The organism is Caballeronia sp. SL1002, from assembly GCF_057814995.1.
In genome coordinates, this window is record NZ_JBYMUW010000003.1 from 823902 (window position 1) to 842075 (window position 18174).

General features: G+C 59.9%; 17 protein-coding genes and 1 pseudogene. 14 read left to right on the forward strand and 4 right to left on the reverse strand.

Annotation, left to right across the window (positions count from 1 at the left end):
• Nucleotide 1: 1 nt before the first annotated feature.
• From AC3D25_RS21125 to AC3D25_RS21140, 4 genes are all read left to right on the forward strand, one after another.
• Nucleotides 2–895: a substrate-binding domain-containing protein gene (locus AC3D25_RS21125; protein WP_488890375.1), complete on the forward strand. Its 894-nt coding sequence runs from the start codon at nt 2–4 to the stop codon at nt 893–895.
• Nucleotides 896–932: 37 nt separating this feature from the next.
• Nucleotides 933–2228 carry an MFS transporter gene (locus AC3D25_RS21130; RefSeq protein WP_488890376.1) on the forward strand — a complete coding sequence of 432 codons (1296 nt, stop codon included), beginning with the start codon at nt 933–935 and terminating at the stop codon, nt 2226–2228.
• A 29-nt stretch (nt 2229–2257) separates the two neighbouring features.
• Nucleotides 2258–3478: an MFS transporter gene (locus AC3D25_RS21135; RefSeq protein ID WP_488890503.1), complete on the forward strand. Its 1221-nt coding sequence runs from the start codon at nt 2258–2260 to the stop codon at nt 3476–3478.
• A 214-nt stretch (nt 3479–3692) separates the two neighbouring features.
• Entirely contained in the window at nt 3693–3971 is a 279-nt protein-coding gene (locus AC3D25_RS21140) for a DUF4148 domain-containing protein (protein ID WP_488890377.1), read from the forward strand.
• Nucleotides 3972–4038: 67 nt separating this feature from the next.
• On the opposite strand, the gene AC3D25_RS21145 is transcribed toward AC3D25_RS21140, so the two are convergent.
• Complete coding sequence (locus AC3D25_RS21145) at nt 4039–4338, reverse strand: DUF4148 domain-containing protein (protein WP_488890378.1); 300 nt, start codon at nt 4336–4338, stop codon at nt 4039–4041.
• Between the two features lie 868 nt (nt 4339–5206).
• Here AC3D25_RS21145 and AC3D25_RS21150 point away from each other — a divergent pair.
• Nucleotides 5207–5476: a DUF1488 family protein gene (locus AC3D25_RS21150; protein WP_488890379.1), complete on the forward strand. Its 270-nt coding sequence runs from the start codon at nt 5207–5209 to the stop codon at nt 5474–5476.
• A gap of 115 nt (nt 5477–5591) precedes the next feature.
• Complete coding sequence (locus AC3D25_RS21155; RefSeq protein ID WP_488890380.1) at nt 5592–6152, forward strand: hypothetical protein; 561 nt, start codon at nt 5592–5594, stop codon at nt 6150–6152.
• Nucleotides 6153–6333: 181 nt separating this feature from the next.
• Here AC3D25_RS21155 and AC3D25_RS21160 read toward each other — a convergent pair whose 3' ends face one another.
• Nucleotides 6334–7116 carry a class I fructose-bisphosphate aldolase gene (locus tag AC3D25_RS21160; RefSeq protein WP_488890381.1) on the reverse strand — a complete coding sequence of 261 codons (783 nt, stop codon included), beginning with the start codon at nt 7114–7116 and terminating at the stop codon, nt 6334–6336.
• A 207-nt stretch (nt 7117–7323) separates the two neighbouring features.
• On the opposite strand from AC3D25_RS21160, the gene AC3D25_RS21165 reads away from it, so the two are divergent.
• The 8 genes from AC3D25_RS21165 to AC3D25_RS21200 all read left to right on the forward strand — a co-directional run bounded on the left by AC3D25_RS21165 (nt 7324) and on the right by AC3D25_RS21200 (nt 16728).
• On the forward strand, nt 7324–8097 hold the full coding sequence (locus AC3D25_RS21165) for a GntR family transcriptional regulator (RefSeq protein WP_488890382.1): 774 nt from the start codon (nt 7324–7326) through the stop codon (nt 8095–8097).
• Nucleotides 8098–8156: 59 nt separating this feature from the next.
• A complete protein-coding gene (locus tag AC3D25_RS21170) occupies nt 8157–9503 on the forward strand; it encodes an ABC transporter substrate-binding protein (RefSeq protein ID WP_488890383.1) in 1347 nt (448 codons plus the stop codon).
• A gap of 72 nt (nt 9504–9575) precedes the next feature.
• Complete coding sequence (locus tag AC3D25_RS21175) at nt 9576–10520, forward strand: carbohydrate ABC transporter permease (protein WP_488890384.1); 945 nt, start codon at nt 9576–9578, stop codon at nt 10518–10520.
• The gene (locus tag AC3D25_RS21180; protein WP_488890385.1) at nt 10517–11341 is read left to right on the forward strand and encodes a carbohydrate ABC transporter permease; all 825 of its coding nucleotides are present in this window, start codon (nt 10517–10519) and stop codon (nt 11339–11341) included. Before AC3D25_RS21175 ends, AC3D25_RS21180 begins: the two co-directional genes overlap by 4 nt.
• Before the next feature lie 23 nt (nt 11342–11364).
• Nucleotides 11365–12354, forward strand: a complete 990-nt coding sequence (locus AC3D25_RS21185) for an alcohol dehydrogenase catalytic domain-containing protein (RefSeq protein WP_488890386.1) — start codon at nt 11365–11367, stop codon at nt 12352–12354.
• Between the two features lie 2 nt (nt 12355–12356).
• Entirely contained in the window at nt 12357–13757 is a 1401-nt protein-coding gene (locus tag AC3D25_RS21190; RefSeq protein ID WP_488890387.1) for an FGGY-family carbohydrate kinase, read from the forward strand.
• Nucleotides 13758–13801: 44 nt separating this feature from the next.
• Entirely contained in the window at nt 13802–14941 is a 1140-nt protein-coding gene (locus tag AC3D25_RS21195) for an ABC transporter ATP-binding protein (RefSeq protein ID WP_488890388.1), read from the forward strand.
• Nucleotides 14942–14982: 41 nt separating this feature from the next.
• Nucleotides 14983–16728, forward strand: coding sequence for a dihydroxyacetone kinase family protein (locus tag AC3D25_RS21200; RefSeq protein WP_488890389.1), 1746 nt, complete (start codon nt 14983–14985; stop codon nt 16726–16728).
• Between the two features lie 101 nt (nt 16729–16829).
• Here the strand turns inward: AC3D25_RS21200 and AC3D25_RS21205 are convergent.
• Both AC3D25_RS21205 and argC read right to left on the reverse strand, forming a co-directional pair.
• Nucleotides 16830–16947, reverse strand: a pseudogene (locus AC3D25_RS21205) (LysR family transcriptional regulator); the annotation flags it as partial.
• A gap of 253 nt (nt 16948–17200) precedes the next feature.
• A complete protein-coding gene (gene argC, locus AC3D25_RS21210; protein ID WP_488890390.1) occupies nt 17201–18127 on the reverse strand; it encodes an N-acetyl-gamma-glutamyl-phosphate reductase in 927 nt (308 codons plus the stop codon).
• Between the last annotated feature and the right edge of the window lie 47 nt (nt 18128–18174).

Here is an 18174-nt window from a genome sequence, read left to right on the forward strand (position 1 = left end):
CATGACAACGACGCAGACCGAAGCGCCGACGCTGCGCATTAATCTTGCCGAATATCCCGTTACGAAGGCGATGCGCGACGGGCGCGTGAACTCGGACCTCGTGAACCTCGACTTCTGCGGGCCGACGCCTGCGCATAACGGCTTCAAGGCGATGGTGCGCGAGAGCAAGTTCGACGCCGGTGAACTGGCGATCGTCACTTTCCTTCAGGCGAAGGCCTACGGCAAGCCCTATGTCTTGCTGCCCGCGCCGATCTCGGGCCGCTTTCAGCATCACTGCGCTGGCTACAACATCGACTTCGGTCCTCTTGAGCCCAAGGATATCGAAGGAAAGAAGGTCGGCGTGCGGACGTACACACAGACAACCGCGCTATGGATTCGCGGCATCCTGCGCCACGAATACGGCGTCGATCTCGACAAGGTCACGTGGATGACGCTGGGCGACGGCCACCTGGCCGAATACAGCGATCCCTCGAATTGCCAGCGCCTGCCGGCGGGTTCATCGATTCCGCAAATGATGCTCGAGGGAGAACTGACCGCCGCCCTGCTCGGCGAGGACATGCCCAAGGACGAGCGCGTTCGCACTCTTGTGCCCAACGCGCAATCCGCCGCGAAAGACTGGTTCGCTCGGTCGGGCGTCGTGCCGATCAACCACATGTTCGTGGTGCATGAAAGGCTGTCGAAGGAGCGGCCGGATATCGTGCGCGAGCTGTATCGGATGGTGGTCGAAAGCCGCGACGCTGCGCAGACCGTACCGCCGGTGTTTCCGCCGATCGGGCTGGAGGCGAACCGAAAGGGTCTGCAACTCGCAGTCGATTGGGCACTCGATCAGAAGATCATTCCGCGACGCCTGTCTGTCGATGAACTGTTCGACGATGTGACCGGCAGCCTGGGTTAAAGCGCGGCGGAAGACGAATACCGGAGACCCGATCATCTTGGCGATAACCCGACATAAATGTGGCAACCGCTGGGCGGTGCTTGTGTTGCTTGCGCTCGGGCTGATGATCTCGCACGTGGATCGCACGAGCATGTCCGCCGCGTTCGCGGATCGTCACTTCGTGCAGGAATTCGCGTTGACGCATGTGCAGCGTGGCTGGCTCGGCTCAGCGATGTTCTGGCCATACGGCTTGCTCCAGATGCCGATGGGTTGGCTCGTCGATCGCTACGGCGTGAAGTGGCCTTATGCGATCTGCTTTCTGCTGTGGTGTCTCGCGGCCGCTGCGACGGGTTTGGTGACGACGCTTGTCGCTTTGATCGTGATTCGGCTCCTGATCGGCGTCGCGGAATCCGTGGTCGTTCCGGCAACGTATCGCTATCTTGCCGATCATTTCGATGAAACTCAAAAAGGCACGGCCCTCGGGATCTACTCCATCGGCGGAAAAATGGGACCTGCGCTCGGCGCGCCGATTGCGGCGTGGCTCATTTCGGTGAGTTCATGGAAGGCAATGTTCATCGTCACGGGTCTGGCCGGAGTGCTCTGGCTGATGCCGTGGCTCGCGATGGTGAAAAACGACTTTCCGTCGAAAGCGGAACTGGCGGCTTCGAAGAGAAGGGCGGGTTCGGTGCCGTTGACGAACCTGATCTCCAGTCCGGTGGTGTGGGGCGGCTTGATCACCAACTTCTGCTACAGCTATTTTGCGTTTTACTGCATGACGTGGATGCCGGCTTATCTCGTCGAGCAGCGCGGATTGACGCTCGGAGAATCGGGGCTCTACACATTTGTTAGCTTCGCGGGCATCGCGATCGTGGCGGCACTCGCCGGCTGGGCTGCCGACCGTTTGATCGCACGTGGGCGCGACGCGGTGGTGGTGCGCAAATCTTTCATGGTGGTCGGGTTTGTAGGCGGCACAACGGTATTGCTCGGGGCTTACGCTCGTTCGCCGCAGATGGCCTTGTTCTGGAACGTCGCCTCGCTTTCGTTGCTTGGCCTCGTTACCGCGAACAATCTTGCGCTGGTCAAACTGACGCTTATTCCCAAGCAGGCGGTCGGATTGAACACGGGTTTGCAGCAGGTCGCCACCTGTCTTGCGGGGGGCGTTTCCGCAAGCTTGTCAGGGTGGCTGCTTCATGTCGGGCACAGCTACGCGCTCCCCATGATTGCGATCTTCATATTCCTGCTGCTCGGCGCCACCAGCACCATCGTGCTGCTGCGACGAAAGTGGGCGCCCAAAGTCAACGCCAGCGTGCACGACGCCGATGCGGCAGAAGCGCCGTCGACCATCTCGTCATGACGACTCCACGCGATGCCGCAGCGCCCGTCATGCAGACGGGCGCCACCGACGCAAGTTCCCTGCTGCGACACGCGCCGCTCACGCGATTTCTGATCGCGCGTATCGGTTCCATTACCGCTCAGCAGATGTTGATGCTCGCCATTAGCTGGCATATGTACGATCTGACATCGAGCGCGTGGGATCTCGGGCTTGTGGGACTTTTCCAGTTCATACCGGGCCTCGCGACCACGCTCGTCGCGGGTCATTGCGCCGACCGGATGCATCGCGGGCGAATGGTCGCGGCATGCCTTGCGCTGCAGGCCATAGCCGCGACATTGCTGTCGATCTCTGCCGCCACGCACAGCGTCACGCGAGATGCGCTGCTTATGCTTTCCCTCGCGCTCGGCGCGATCAGGCCGTTTCAAATGGCGGGCCAGCAAGCGCTCTTACCCATGCTTGTTCCGCCGAAGCTTCTGGCACGTTCGATGGCACTGAGCACGGTGGTTCAGCAGATCTCTGTCATCGCCGGACCCGCCTTTGGCGGAATCTTGTTTGCTGTCAGCGTAGTCACGGTGTATTTGAGCAGCGCGGCGCTGTTCTGCATAAGCGCTGTGATGTACGCATTCGTCCGCTACGACTACACGCCGCCGCCGCGCGAGCCCGTCACCGCCGATTCGATACTTGCGGGCTTGCGGTTCATCTGGTGCAATCCCCTGTTGCTCGGCGCCATCTCGCTCGATCTCTTCGCTGTCCTGTTCGGGGGCGCGACCGCGCTCCTGCCCGTTTATGCAAGGCAAGTGCTGCATGTCGGACCGCAAGGGCTGGGACTGCTACGCTCCGCGCCCGCAGTTGGTGCTTTGTGCGTAGGGTTGTTCCTCGCGCGCCGGGCCATCAGCAGTCGTGTAGGGAAAAAGCTTTTGATCGCGGTGGCGATCTATGGCGTATCGATCGTCGGCTTTGGCCTATCGCGGTGGTTCTCCGTGTCGCTTCTTCTGCTGGCGATTTCGGGCGGCGCGGACACGATTAGCGTAATCGTGCGTCAGACCTTGATTCAGCTCGAAACGCCCGATCGCATGCGAGGACGCGTTGCGGCAGTAAATACGCTGTTTATCGGTGCGAGCAATCAACTTGGTGAATTCGAATCCGGCGTCGCCGCGACAGGGCTGGGCGTCGTCGGCTCGGTCGTTGTCGGTGGCGTGGCGACTGTCCTGGTGAGTTTTGCGTGGAGTCGCTTGTTCAAGCCGCTCGCAAGGCGCGATGCGTTGCATTGAGTGCGTCGCAGACGGGAACCGTTACTGAACCGTTTTCTTAAAGATCCGACACGAATAGTTTTCCGGTGACTCTGCCCCTATTGCTGCATTGCATCCAGCGCGCCCTTGATAGATTGGTAAATTCCCCAGCTATCGGGTACTGCTAGACTCTGAGCTGAACTACGCGCATGCCAGCGTCGTAGTGCAATCACGCAATGCTGCGGGAGGTGTCGCCATGAAATCGCTCGTCGGATTATTCGTCGCGATAGCGCTTGCTGCGCCGGCGATCTCGCCCGCGCAGGGAAGCCAGCCATCAGTCACCCGGGCGCAGGTTCGCGCGGAGCTTGAGCGGGCTGAAAATGCTGGCTACAGTCCGACTGCCTGGGCGGACTTTCCATATGGCGAAGTTCAGGCTGCGGAGTTTCGAGTCGCGACGCGTAGAGCGGCCGCTGACCCGATTGGTTATGGTGCAAGCTGGAACGGTAACGCCTCGTCTGGCGATATTGCCAGGTAATGCGTGACAGGGCCTGCTCTACCTCGCGCATGGCGCTATTGACCGCGGGGCGCCGCCTTACTGGCGATCAGAGTCGGTGGTTCGGCGCCGTTTGATCGTTTGCCCGGCTGTGCGGTGCCATCGAAGGTCCGGCCGTAAGCGGCACTTGCGTTGTTTTCTCGCGCTGGGGCAAAGTGGCTTCGGCGCGTCGCAGGCTGCCTGGGCAATCGCCCGCGCAATTGCTGAGTGGGTTGTAGCCCGCGTTTTCGAGCTGGACGAGTTCCGCGCGAACCTGCTCGCGTGTGAGAGGCTCAGTTGTTTGGGAGAAAGCGATTGCCGGAACTAGGGCGGAGGAGGCGACTAAGGCGGCTTTGGCGAAGAAATGCATGTTGACCCTTCTGGCAAGATGTGAGCCGCGAGATTTTCGTGGCAGTGATTCAATTTCACACTAGGGTAATTACTTAGTCTATTGAATTTAATGGCGATTGGGTTGAGGGTTTGGTTAAGCGAAACTGGGATTAGAACTGATCCCATTTAGCTTGACCAAAAGTGGCTTTACTGGTCATTGCAGGTGCGCGGTCATCGATCTGCCGCGTGAAAAGCAAACCCGCAGTCGACGTTGCGATTCACCATCGACACACGAGGCTGGGCGAACCGTGTGCAAAAAGTCTTCCGCTGGCGAGACAGACCGTCCAATGGTTATTCCAGCCGCGACAGAGGCGTGCGATGGCGGCGAACTCTTTCGGCGCAGTCTCCCGCCAATCGCTTTAATCAAAGCTATTCTCGGGGCGAGGCAGATAGGAACACTCCAGATGCCATAATTGGATCATCGGCTTCCTTTTATCGCGAGATGAAGATGTAGCTATTACTGCGACATTTATCATTTCGAGGATTGATAGACCGGATTCAAACGTATATGTGAAAATAGTTGGGGCTAGCATCCCCTTCATTTAAGCACCGGCCCTAATTAAACCTTTGTGGGCCTCTCAACGGCCGCGAGCGCGGAACTAGACACGGGTCACCCATTGGGCGACTGGGGTTCCGTTCCTTTAATGGAAGCGTCGGCGGGCTTCTATATAAGAACGGCCTCGTCCCGCCGCCTGGAGCGCTAAAACCGCGGGCGTTCGCCGCTCGCTCTTTTTCAGCGCGCGCGCTCTACCCGCGGCCGCCGTCGAACGACGCGCATTGTTCGACGCATGAGCCAGTTGGTCTTCAACGGCCACTTTGCCGAACGAACGCGCTTTCTCTGAATCAAGATGACAACAGCAACTTTCACGGAATCGGTTGTTGCGGAAGACGGCAACGCCGTCATGTTCACGATCGAGGCATCCGGACGGCCGGTTACGGCAACGATCTCGAGAGCCGCGCTCGAGCAGCACTTCTGGCTGCGATCTGATGCGGACGCGAACCGCATGTTGCGAACGTTCGCCGACGGACGACATCGGATCGTCGCCGTGGCCGAGCGCCTTGCGTTGAGGAGCGGGGCAGTAGAGGTGCAGCTCGACTCGGCTGATTTCGGGCGGTGAGCGTTTTGTCGTTGAGTCCGCCGACTTTTTTGTCCGACCCGCCGGCGGCAGCAATGCAATGCGATCTGGCGGGTCTACCCGGGCGCCTGCGGCCCCGTGTACGACAGTCATCGACTTGAACGACACACAACTGAAGCTGAAAGGGCCGGTCGGCAACCTTCATCGTTCGACGGCAAACGAGGAACATAAACTTGGGGCTAACTCTAGGGGTCAAGCGTATGAACGCGCCGATTCGCGCGGCAAAAACTCGCATCCGCCACGTCCGCCTCGGCAACCGGGCGGCGCCGCTGCGCCAAAGAAGCATTATCCGAAGCCTGCATCATCAAAAGTCCCTGCACACACAGCGTCGATTGTGATGACGCGGGCTTTCAGGGTGTTGATAGAGGCTGCCGGCGCAGAGAACCTTGCGCTCGCTCTCGACTTGAACCTGAGCCGAATTGCGGAGTTGGATGACCGGGAGTGCTTCACAGCGGAGACAGCTTTCCATACGGAAACCGCGCTCGGACTGCCGGACGAGTATTTTTATCAGCCGAACGCCGTCCTCACATCGGCGACGATCGCACGCTTGCGCGCGATGACCGATCTGACGGGTCTGAATGAAACTTCCCCTATAGCGGAGGGCGTTGCTCAAGTCCTTGGCTGGAAAGCTCGGACTGGGCGGCTAAACGAGCCGTAAGCATCCTGCTTCTGCAGCAGGTAGTGCTGCTGCAGGCTGAGTCAAGCTGGGCTAACGAAAGGCGAACACGCCGCGGATTGCCTTCGCGTGGCGTTCTTCTCTGTCTCCCCAACTTTAGGCTTAAGCATAGATCGACGCGGGGCGGAACGCGCTTGCGCGCGTTCCGACATGGTCCCGCGGCTCAATCGTTGAATTTCACTTCTCGCGTCAGCTTCGCAATATCACCGAGCACTTTCTTGCCGGCGCTCGCTTCTCGCTGCCAAATATTGCGCCCGACGATGACACCACGTGCGCCCGCTCGAATGGTCTGGGCGACTGCGTCTATCGTATCTGAAGGCTCGCCCGCCAGCGGACCGCCGGCAATGACCAACGGCACTTTCAGCTCGTCCACCAGGCGACGTGTGCGCTCTTCGCCGGGAAACGCAATTTTGATGATGTGCGCTCCGAGATCGTAGGCGATTCGCGCGACCTTTTCTTCCTGCGCAATGACTTCCTCGCTACGCGGGGCGCCAATGATGACCGGTTCGAGGATGAGCGGGATTTCCCATCGGTTGCATTCATTCACCACCTGTCCTACGCGCGTGCACATTGCGACCTGTTCCGCACGGGACATATTCCATGGGAATAACATCTTCACTGCGTCTACACCCATGCGAACAGCTTCTTCCACGCTCGTAATGAGACCGTGTGAGCCACCACCATCTTGCTGACGGTAGTCATAGTACGTGTCGATGGTCAGCACGCGCGTTAGATGGGGGTGCGCGGCGAAGTACCGGGCCGACTGACGAACCTGTCCAGGGGTCATCATGAAACCGGTGACATCGCTTTCGCCCCACGTCGGGAACGGCGCTGAGGGCGTTTCCAAGCCTTCAATGCGATCAAAAATCAGCCCGTGATCGACCGGCATGATAATGGCGACGCGATCACTGGGCAGCGTACGGCGGAGGCGATAATCCATAGACATGAGTGCGTCCCTTGCGAAAGCGGGTGCAGCTTCGGTCGCAAGCACCCAGTTGAGAAAGCTCTGTACGTGTTGTACGTACAATACGTACCGTATGATACACACGGACAGCCCATACAAAAGTAGGGGTGTTCCCTCTCTTTTTATTGTGCAAGACGCCGCCTATACTCGGTTCGTCTTGTACGTACAACACCTACATCGCCCAATGCCATGAACGGAGAATTAACACTCGCAGCCGGAATCGATCGCTCGTCTCCCGTTCCTTACTACTTGCAGCTCGCGCAGTTGATGGAACAGGCGATCGATCGAGGCGATTACGCGCCGGGCGACCGGCTTCCATCGGAAAGCGACTTGTGTCGCGATTTCGAACTGGCTCGGTCGACTGTGCGCGAGACGCTTCGGCATCTCGCCGACCAGGGCAAGATAAAGATGGTGCCGCGGCGCGGTGCATTTGTCGCACAAGAAACGCAGTCGGGCTGGTTTCTGCAAGTGGCCCAAGGGTTTTTCGAAGCGGAAGTCGAGCAACATCGTTCGGTCGAAACGAAGGTTTTGGAAGCCCAGCGTTGCAATCTGCCGGATGTAGCCGCAAACGCTTTGGAGCTCGAGATTGGATCGAGCGGCTTCAAGGTAGCGCGTGTGCGTCGGCTTGACGGGGAGTTGGCACTTTATTCCGTCAACTATTTGTTGCCAGAAACCGAAAAGGTGTTGCGGGCAAGTGAAGTCATCACTACGGGCGCCTCGCTGAACCGCGCCCTCAAAGCCGCCGGGTATGAAGTGTTCCGCGCCCGGCGAGGGGTGGAAGCGGTTGCCGCAAGCGTTACGTTGTCAAAACTGCTGGAGGTCCCGGTCGGCTCGCCGCTGCTGCTGGTGACCTCAGTGTCATGGGACCGAGACGGCAAGCCGTTCGATTTCTACACGTCATGGCTGCGCAGTGACGTTGTGAAGGTGACAGTGGATGCGCAGACAGCAATGAATAGCGACTGAAGTCCAGCATGGTGCGTCGAACATAACGACGGACCACGAGAATAACTTAGGAGACTTAAATGTATTCTTGCATCAGATTGCGCACGCTGACACTACGTGGCTGTCTCATCGCCTCGGCTGGTTTCTGCTTCTCGACTTTCGCCCATAGCGAAACGACTTTGACCGTTGCGTTGGCCGCGAACCCGCAGATGCAGACCGCAGCGAAACTCATCGGCAACTTCGAGCAGAAGTATCCAGACATCAAGGTCAAGTTCCAGACGTTGCCGGAAAACCAGCTACGCCCCGCCGTGCTTAAAGACGTGGCGACGAAGTCGGGGCAGTATGACGTGGTGATGATCGGAGCCTACGAAGTGCCGTTGTGGGCGCAGAAAGGCTGGATAGTTGACCTTGATTCGTATGCGAAGTCTGACGCGGCCTGGAATCAGGGTGACTTGCTCAAGCCAATACGCAATCTGGTTTCCTATAAGGATCATCTCTTTGCGACGCCATTCTACGGGTCGTCCTCGTTTATGTTTTACCGCAAAGACTTGTTCGCCAAAGCTGGGTTGACGATGCCGGCAACGCCCACGTGGGATCAGATTTCGCAATTTGCAGCGAAGCTGGACGACAAGAGTGCTGGCATGTCGGGAATTTGTCTGCGCGGCGTACCTGGCTGGGGACAAAATCTTGCGTCGCTTACGACTGTGATCAATACGTTCGGTGGCCGTTGGTTCGACCAGAAATGGCAACCGGCGCTGTCCGAGCCAGAGTCGAAAGCAGCAATCAACTTCTACGTGAACCTGCTGCGCCAACACGGCCAGCCCGACGCCGCGAAGGACGGTTGGCAGGAATGCTTGCAACTGTTCTCGCAAGGCCATGCAGCAATGTGGTACGACGACACGGTCTTCGCCGGCCCCGTGCTTGATCAAGCCGCAGCGGGCCTGCGCGACAACATCGGCTTTGCCATGGCACCGGTAAAAGCGACCAAGGCATCCGGATGGCTCTGGGCCTGGGGCTTGTCGATTCCGACGACCAGCCGCAACCGCGACGCAGCGTGGAAGCTGATTGCGTGGCTCACGAGTTCCGAGTACATCAAGCTCGCTGGTCAGAAGGGCGGTTGGGGTCAAGTCCCGCCGGGGTCGCGCACGTCGACCTATCAGATTCCCGAGTACAAGAAAGCGGTCGCGGCATTCGGCGACCTGACGCTCGCCTCCATCAACGCCGCCGATCCGCTTCATGCCACTGTAAAGCCTGTGCCCTACACCGGTGTGCAGTACGTCGATATTCCGGAGTTTGAGCAGATCGGCGACTTCACCTCTCAACAGATTGCAGGGGCAATCAGCGGCCAGATGACCGTTGACCAGGCGATTGCAGCGTCCGAGAAAAAGATGAAGGACGTGATGGAAGATGCAGGCTACACCAAATAGCCAGGCGCATCGACAGGCTCGAAGAGGCCGGCGGCGATGGCTGCCGGTCGCATCAACCCGAGAAGGACACTCATGGCTTACTCGACTGCAAGCGCCGCTCCGACTCACGACGCGCAAACCGCGATCCGCGCAGCGCGCAATCATCGCAAGGTCTGGCTGCTGAGGGCTCCGCTGCTGCCAGCCCTGCTCGTCGTCATTGCCGGGACGCAAGCGCCCTTTTTTATCACGGCGTTCTATAGCCTGTTTCGTTGGAACCTTGTCTCGACCAGCGCGAGACGGTTCGTCGGTGTAAAGAACTACCTCGATGCGATCAGTGACCCGGTGTTCTTGAAAGCCATCGGCAACACAGCGTTCATGACCGTGAGCATTGTGGTGGGAGCGCTTTTTGCCGGGACACTGCTGGCGCTCGGCCTTCAACGGGCGTTTCATGGGCGCGCTATTGCCCGCACGCTTGCGATCACTCCGTTCTTCGTGATGCCGGTAGCAGCGGCGTTGTTCTGGAAAGCGGGATTGTTCGACCCGACCTTCGGCCTTCTCGGATGGTCCACCGCAGCCCTGGGACTCGGACGCGTCAACTGGGTCAGCGAGTATCCGCGTCTGTCGATCATCATTTTGACTGCGTGGCAGTGGTCGTCATTCGCGCTGCTCATTTTGCTGGCTGGAATGCAGTCTTTCCCCGTGGAAGTGACCGAAGCTGCGTCCATTGACGGCGCCGGGCGGTGGATCACTTTCAGAAGACTCATGCTTCCGCATCTGCGTCCGTTTTTTGAACTGACAGCGCTGCTCGCGTCGATGTATGTGCTGGAAAACTTTGCCGCCATCGCGACCCTCACGTCAGGCGGTCCGGCTTATGCGACCACTAACCTATCGTATTACGTTTATCTCGAAGCGTTCAGCGCATTCGATCTCGGCCAGGCGTCCGCATATGGCGTGATTACGCTCGTCATTGCGATTGCACTCGTGATGCCGATGTTGAAGGTAGTCGCAGGCATTTTCAAGACGGGAGGCCGAGCATGAACCGCCGCAATCGAAACGGAGCCTTCAATGCGTTGCTAAGCGCGTTGACCTGGCTGGGCGCGCTGGCAATGTTCGCGCCGATCGCGTGGATGGTGCTGACCAGTTTCAAAACCGAACAGGACGCCGTCAGTTCGCCACCAAAGGTCTTTTTCACGCCAACGCTGGATCACTATCGGCGCATCTTCGATAACGACTTTGGTGCCTTTGCTCTCCATTCGGTGTTGGCGACTGGCGTCTCGACGGCAATCGTGATTTGCCTGGCCGTGCCCGCTGCGTATGCGCTGTGTGTGCGGCCGGTCGAGAAGTGGCGCGATGTGCTGTTCTTCTTCATCTCGACCAAAATGATGCCGGTTGCGGCAGGCATCGTACCGATCTATCTCGTTGCCCAAAGTCTCGGCTTGCTCAACTCGGCGAGCCTGTTGATTGTCGTCTACACGTCGATGAACCTGCCGCTTGCGATCTGGATGATCCGTTCATTCATGATCGAGATTCCTGTGGAGGTTTTCGACGCGGTGCGGGTCGACGGCGCTGGCTTCTTCCGCGAACTGCTGCTGGTTGTCGTACCGCTGATCATGCCAGGACTCGCATCGACCGCGTTGCTTTGCGCAATCTTCGCGTGGAACGAGTTCTTCCTCGCGGTCAATCTGACGACGACATCAAGCACGCTGCCTGTGTTCCTGCAGAAGTTCTTGAGCTTTGGGGAGCTATACACGGCGCAGGTCGCGGCGGTGGCGACCCTGCTGAATATTCCGGTCGTGGTTGCTGGCTGGCTCACTCAAAAGAGCCTTACTCGCGGTCTCACCTTCGGCGCGGTTCGGTAAAACACATCCATCGAGGTCACGAAATGCGTGCAGTGCGTATCGAAAGCAATCACGAGATCGGCATCGTCGAAGTACCGGAGCCGGTCGCAAAGCATGACGAGATCGTGGTTCGTCCGCTTGCCTGCGGAATCTGCGGGACCGATCTGCATATTTGCGAACACGGCTTTCCTGGAACCAACTATCCCGTGACGCCGGGCCATGAGTTCGCGGGACATGTGCTTGCGGTGGGTCGCGAGGTCAAAGGCGTACGAGAAGGTGATTTTGTCGCGGTAAATCCGAACGTGACGTGTGGCATTTGTGAATGGTGCCGCGAAGGAAAGCCCCACCTGTGCGATGCGCTTACTCCGATCGGCGTCGGACGCGCGGGTGCGGCAGCGGAACAGGTGGCGGTGCCGGGCAAGAATGCCTATGTGGTACGAGAAGACATCGGGCACGGCGTGGCGGCGCTGATCGAACCGCTTGCATGCGCGCTGCACGCGGTCGAATCGTCGCAAGGCGTGAAAGATCGCCGGGTGCTCGTGATCGGCGCAGGCACGATGGGTCTTCTGATCGCAATCATCGCGCGGCAGTTTGGCGCGGCGGAAGTGACCGTCGTCGATCCAAACGCCGCCAAGCATCAGATCGCGCGCGATGTCGGCGCGCACAAGGTCGCCACGCCGGAGCAGATCGAGGGTGAGCGCTATGAAGTGGTGTTCGAAGCGGCAGGCGCCATGCCGGCGCTACGCCAGGCGCTCAAACACATACGCAAGACGGGCGTGCTAGTACAGGTAGGCGTGCATCACGTGGAGGCCACGGTGGATATCAATCCGTTCACGGTGTACGAGCACGAGTTGCGGATTATCGGTTCCAATTCACTCGCGAACCAGTTCCCCGCAGCAGTTGATCTGATGGTCGATATTGCACAGCAGGCCCGCAAGCTGATCGGCGATACGTTCTCGGTGTGGGACTTCGCCACTGCGGTGCAAAAGATGGCATCGGGCCATTCGGTGAAAACTCAACTTCGCTTCGACTGAACATGACGCATGCGACAGCCATCCGTGCAGCGTTGGTATGCGGCATCGACCTCGGGTCGACCAATATCAAGGTCACGCTCGTCGATGACGAAGCACGCACGATCTGGACGAAAACCGTCGCGGTGCCCCGTGTCGCCGACGAGGGACGGCCGGCAACGGAAGCGTTGGCGCTCGTTAGCCAACTTGAACGCATGATTGAGGAGGGCTGGCGCGCAGCGGGCGCGGCACAGGCGCTCGCAGCGATTGCAGTGACGGGAACGGGCGAGGATGGCGTGCCGGTTGCGGCTGATCTGCGCCCGCTCGACGTGGCGATTCCGTGGTTCGACCGCCGGGCGGCAAAGGAAGCCGAACAATTGCGAGCACTCGTAGGTGAGACCGTGCGAGCGGGGGTGGCGTTTGACTTTTCACGTTCAGCCGCGAAATGGAAGTGGCTGCGCGGTCACCGGCCGGAGGTGGCGCGCGACGCCCGTTATTGGCTCGCGCTGACCGATTTCCCCACGGCGTGGTGGAGTCAGACGCCGTTCATGACTCAGACGCTTGCTGCGCGCACCGGCTGCTACGACGTGTTTGATCGCACGTGGATTGCCCCTCTCCTCGATGCAAGCGGCGCACTGCCGTTACCGCCGGTCGTAACAGCCGGAACGATCATCGGCACTGTCGTGACCGGGCCGCTGCTCGACTGCGGCGCCGCCAACCGCGACACGCTGCTAGTGGCGGGCGGCCACGACCATCCGGTCGCGGCGTCCGCAGTGCGTCGCCTTGAACGCCATGCACTTGTCGATTCGCTCGGCACCGCGAACCTTATGTATGACGAGGTCGCGGCGCTTATCCCACGCGCCGATCCGTTCGTGGCGTTTTCTGTTCCGGCTTTAGGTCAACCGGGCGTGGCCTGTCTCGGCGTGTTTGAGTTCGCGGCATCCCTCGAAATCTATCGTGACGCGGGCCTGAGCGCCTTCCTCACGGGCGACCAGGAGGCGGGTGAACCCGCGCCAGTTGCGGAAGTCCTCGCGGCGATTGCAAATGCACTGCGTCCAGGCGAACCGTCGGCGAGCGTGTCGTTGCGAGCAGCACTCGACGCGGCCTCCCTTTACGCCCGCTGCATGCGCGACGCGATTCGTGCCGCAGGTGCGCCTGCGAGCCCGATCTATTCAATCGGCGGGTGGGCGCGCTCCGATGTGCTGCTGCGCCTGCGCGCGAGCGTCCTGGGCGAGCCTGTCTTTGCCGTCGAGGAAGACGAACTGACGGCGCTTGGCGTCGCGCTCATCGCTCGGGACGCGCTGCGACGAGACGAAACGCATCACCCCCTGCAACGTATTACCAGACGAATCGAACCCGACGTGCAATGGCAGGCTGCTTACGACCGCATTTTCGACGAGTTCAGGGGATTTGTTGGAACCCTTTAGCACAATCGGCCCGCATCGCGCCGGCCGGACATCAGGAGACAACCGTGGCAGTCGTCGAATTACGAAATCTGAAGAAGTCCTTCGGCGGTATCGATGCCGTCGATGCACTCAATCTGAAAACCGGGGACGGTGAGTTCATCGTGATCGTAGGGCCGTCGGGCTGCGGCAAGTCCACCACGATGCGCATGATTGCCGGACTGGAAGACGTGTCGTCCGGCTCGATTCTCATCGATGGGGCCGACGTCACGGATCAGACGCCGACCGAGCGCGATGTCGCAATGGTGTTTCAGAACTACGCACTGTATCCACATCTGACGGTCTACGACAACATCGCCTTTTGCCTGCAAGTGCGCAAATGGCCGAAGGTGCGTATCGACGAGCGCGTACGGCAAGTGGCAGAGTCTCTGGCGCTGACACCCTATCTAGAACGTAAGCCCGCTGCGCTCTCGGGCGGCCAGCGCCAGCGGGTGGCGCTGGGTCGCGCGATCGTGCGCGAGCCGCGCATCTTCATCATGGACGAGCCATTGTCCAATCTTGACGCGAAACTGCGCGTCGATATGCGCGGCGAAATCATCAAGCTTTGCCGGCGCCTCAAAGTCACCACGTTTTATGTTACGCACGATCAGCTCGAGGCGCTAACCATGGGGCATCGAGTGATCGTGATGAAGAATGGCGTCGCTCAGCAAATCGACACACCGCAGCATGTCTACGATGAACCGGTGAACAAGTTCGTTGCCAGCTTCATCGGTAGTCCAGCTATGAACTTTCTCGAGGCGAATGTGCAAGAAGCCGGGCAGGTGCTCGAAGGCATTGGTTTCCGCTTGCATACGTCAGAGCGCTTGAGCCGAGCGCTAGCCCAATCAGCGCAGACCAAGGTTATCGCCGGAATTCGTCCGGAGCATCTCTTTCCTATCGACGCGAGCGATCGAAGCGACGATGCGGGCTCGGTACATGGCCGCATCGAGCTGATCGAGCCGCTTGGATCGCAGGTAATGGTGCAGGTGTCGACGGGCAACGCTGTCGTCGTGGCGCAGTTCGAACGCCGCGAGGGGCTCGAAGTGGGTCAACCAATCACACTTGGGCATAAGGCGAATACGCCTCATGCCTTCGACGTTCAAAGCGAGCGCTCGGTGCTCGCCGAGAACGCGGAGGAAAATCGCGCCGCGCTGGTCCGGGCCGCGTGACTCGCTTGCCGCTCGATCGCCCTTGATGCTGAGAGATTTCTATGAAAAAACTGATCAACGATCCTACCCGTGTCGTCCGCGAGATGCTCGAAGGTACCGCGCGGCAAGCCCCGCATCTCGCGATTCTCGGCGACGAGAACGTGCTGGTGCGGCGGGAATCCAACGGGGAAAAGGGGGGCCGCGCAGTAGCCGTGATTTCCGGTGGCGGTAGCGGCCACGAACCTGCGCACGGCGGCTACGTGGGCGACGGCATGTTGAGCGCGGCGGTCTGCGGTGAAGTGTTCACGTCTCCGTCCACGGATGCCGTACTCGCTGCGATCCGCCAGACGGCGGGGCCGCGCGGCGCGGTGCTGATCGTAAAGAACTACACCGGCGATCGGCTTAACTTCGGTCTTGCGGCGGAATTGGCCCGCGCGGAGGGCATCCCGGTAGAAGTTGTCATCGTCGCCGATGACGTGTCGCTGCGCAATCAGACCGCGCGAGATCGCCGCCGCGGTATTGCGGGCACGGTGCTCGTCCACAAGATCACTGGCGCAGCGGCCGCTCGTGGATTGCCATTGCAAGAGGTCGCCTCGATCGCGCGTGGCGCAGCGGCGAATCTCGGGACGATGGGTGTTGCGCTCGACGGATGCACGATACCAGGAGCAGGGAAGTCTGGTTTCACGCTTGCCGACGACGAAATCGAACTCGGGCTAGGGATTCATGGCGAGAAAGGCGTCGAACGAACTTCGCTGAAGTCAGCCGACCGGCTCGTCGAGGCCTTGATCTCCAACATTGTCGACGATCTGGCGCTCAAGAGTAGTGAGCGCGTAGCGCTTCTTGTGAACGGACTTGGCGCCACGCCGCAGATGGAACTCGATGTTGTGCTCCGCGCCGCTTACGAAAACCTCACGCGTCGTGATCTGAGCATCGAGCGTGCGTGGGCTGGGACGCTGCTGTCAGCGCTTAACATGCCGGGGTGTTCCATTTCGTTGCTGCGCGTCGACGATTCGACGCTCGATCTGCTCGATGCGCCAACAGAAGCGCGTGCGTGGCCGGGTAACGGGGCCGTCAATCGCGAGATTCACATCGATATTCCTGCAGCACCGGTTGAGCTTCACGCGGCGGTTGAAAGTGAACCTGCACGCCACCGAATGCAAGCCACGAAGCGTGCGTTGCGAGCGATCGCGGATACCCTGATTGAAAACGAACCGAAGCTCACAGAACTCGATACGCTAGCCGGCGACGGCGACCTCGGCGCAAGTATGGTACGCGCGGCGCATGCGATCGGCGATGTGCCGGAGGTCGATCTCGGAACGCCGGACGGTGCACTCGCCACATTGGGCGCGGCTTTACGTCGTGCGATCGCAGGTAGTTCAGGGCCGTTCTATGCAACCGCGCTTATGCGCGCGTCGCGACGCCTGTCCGGGATTGGTGAGCCATCGTCGCTTGAATGGGCGCAGGCCTTTAAAGACGCGGTGCACGCGATCGCCGAACTGGGCGGTGCCAAGGCTGGGGATCGCACCATGCTCGATGCGCTGATTCCGGCGGCGTCGGCTTTCGAAATGGCGCTCGAGTCAGGAAAGACAACACGCGACGCGTGGGCAAGTGCCGTCTTCGCCGCCGAAGAAGGCGCTCAGGCTACGGCCACCATGAAGCCGGGCGCAGGTCGTGCGAGCTATCTCGGCGAACGGGCTGTCGGTTCGCCCGATGGCGGTGCGGTCGCGGTCGCACTTTGGCTCGCAGCGCTCACGCCGCACATTGCCGGGGGTGAATATCGAGCGTCCTCCGTGTCCCGCGAAGAGTAAAAATGATATGCCAATACATCGAAAGTGCCAATAATCGACAGCGAAAAACTTACACGTCCGATTAGCAAAACCGGTGTTGACGACTTTACTTCGCTCTACGGCAGACGCAAGCCTAGTTTCGTTTCGAGAGAACAAATGGTATGGCTCAACGCCGATTGCGATACGCCGGTGCGCGGCCGCGCGCTTGAAGCTGCGTTCCAGCACAACAGTGAGAAACACGCGGGTTCGTGACGCTCAACCGCTCACGGGCGCCCGCCGCCGGCACGCGATTTGTTTCGCCGGCAAGGCGGAGAACACAAATGGTACGTCCGCAATCTCGCAAGACTGCGAACGGATTTGGTACCGGTCGGTCCTCTTCGATCACGTCGGCTGCGCACAGAAAGAACCGCTTTAAAACGGCTGAGCACCATGCCCGGTCTGCCGGGCTCATTCCGGTTGTACTGCAAACATCAACGTAAGCCGTCGGTCACCCTTACTGGGAGAGCATCAGGTTTAGGTTCTGAACCGCAGCGCCCGCTGCGCCTTTGCCGAGGTTATCGAAAACAGCAGACAGCAGAACGTGTCCGTGTTCCATGTTAAGAAACACGCTTAAGCGCATATCGTCGGTACCGTTCATTTCTTGCGGATCTAGATGCTTTAGAACGCGCGATTCGTGCGGCGGCAGGACATGAACGTGGGCCGCCTCGGCATAGTAGCGCGCGAGGCACGCGTGTATCGTAGCGCCGTCAGCGCCGTGCGCCAGCAGATGAACATCCAGAGGCATCGTCAGCACAATGCCCTGGCGGAACGCACCATACGCAGGAACGAAGATCGGACGTCGTGCGAGTCCGGCGTATTGCTGAATCTCCGGGGCGTGCTTGTGCGCGAGCTCCAGACCATACACCTGGTAGGACGGTGCGCTGGCAGCATCTGGCCCCTCGTGTTCCTCCACACCGACGCGCCCGCGTCCGGAGTAACCGGACACCGCGTAAATGCTGAGCGGATGGTCCTCCGAAATAAAGCCGGCGCGCAGCAGCGGGCGCAGCAGGCTAATTGCACCGGTCGGATAGCAACCTGGATTGGTGACGCGACGTGCGGTCGCAATCCGCTCAGCCTGTCCCGCAGTCATTTCCGGGAAGCCGTATGTCCAGTCCGGTTGCGTGCGATGGGCGGAGCTTGCGTCGATCACCCTGACGGCAGGGTTGACGATGGCGTCCACCGCCTCGCGCGCGGCCGCATCGGGCAGGCAGAGGATGGCGATATCGCAGGCGTTGATGGCTTCGGCACGCCGCCTCGAATCCTTGCGTTCCGATGTAGGAAGCGTGACGAGTTTCAGATCGGTGCGATCGCGAAGCCGTTCGTGAATTTGCAACCCGGTGGTGCCCTGGTCGCCGTCGATGAAAACAAGGGGAGAACTCATGCGCGGATACTCCGATGACTGAACACGTAGAACGAGCCTGTTATCTT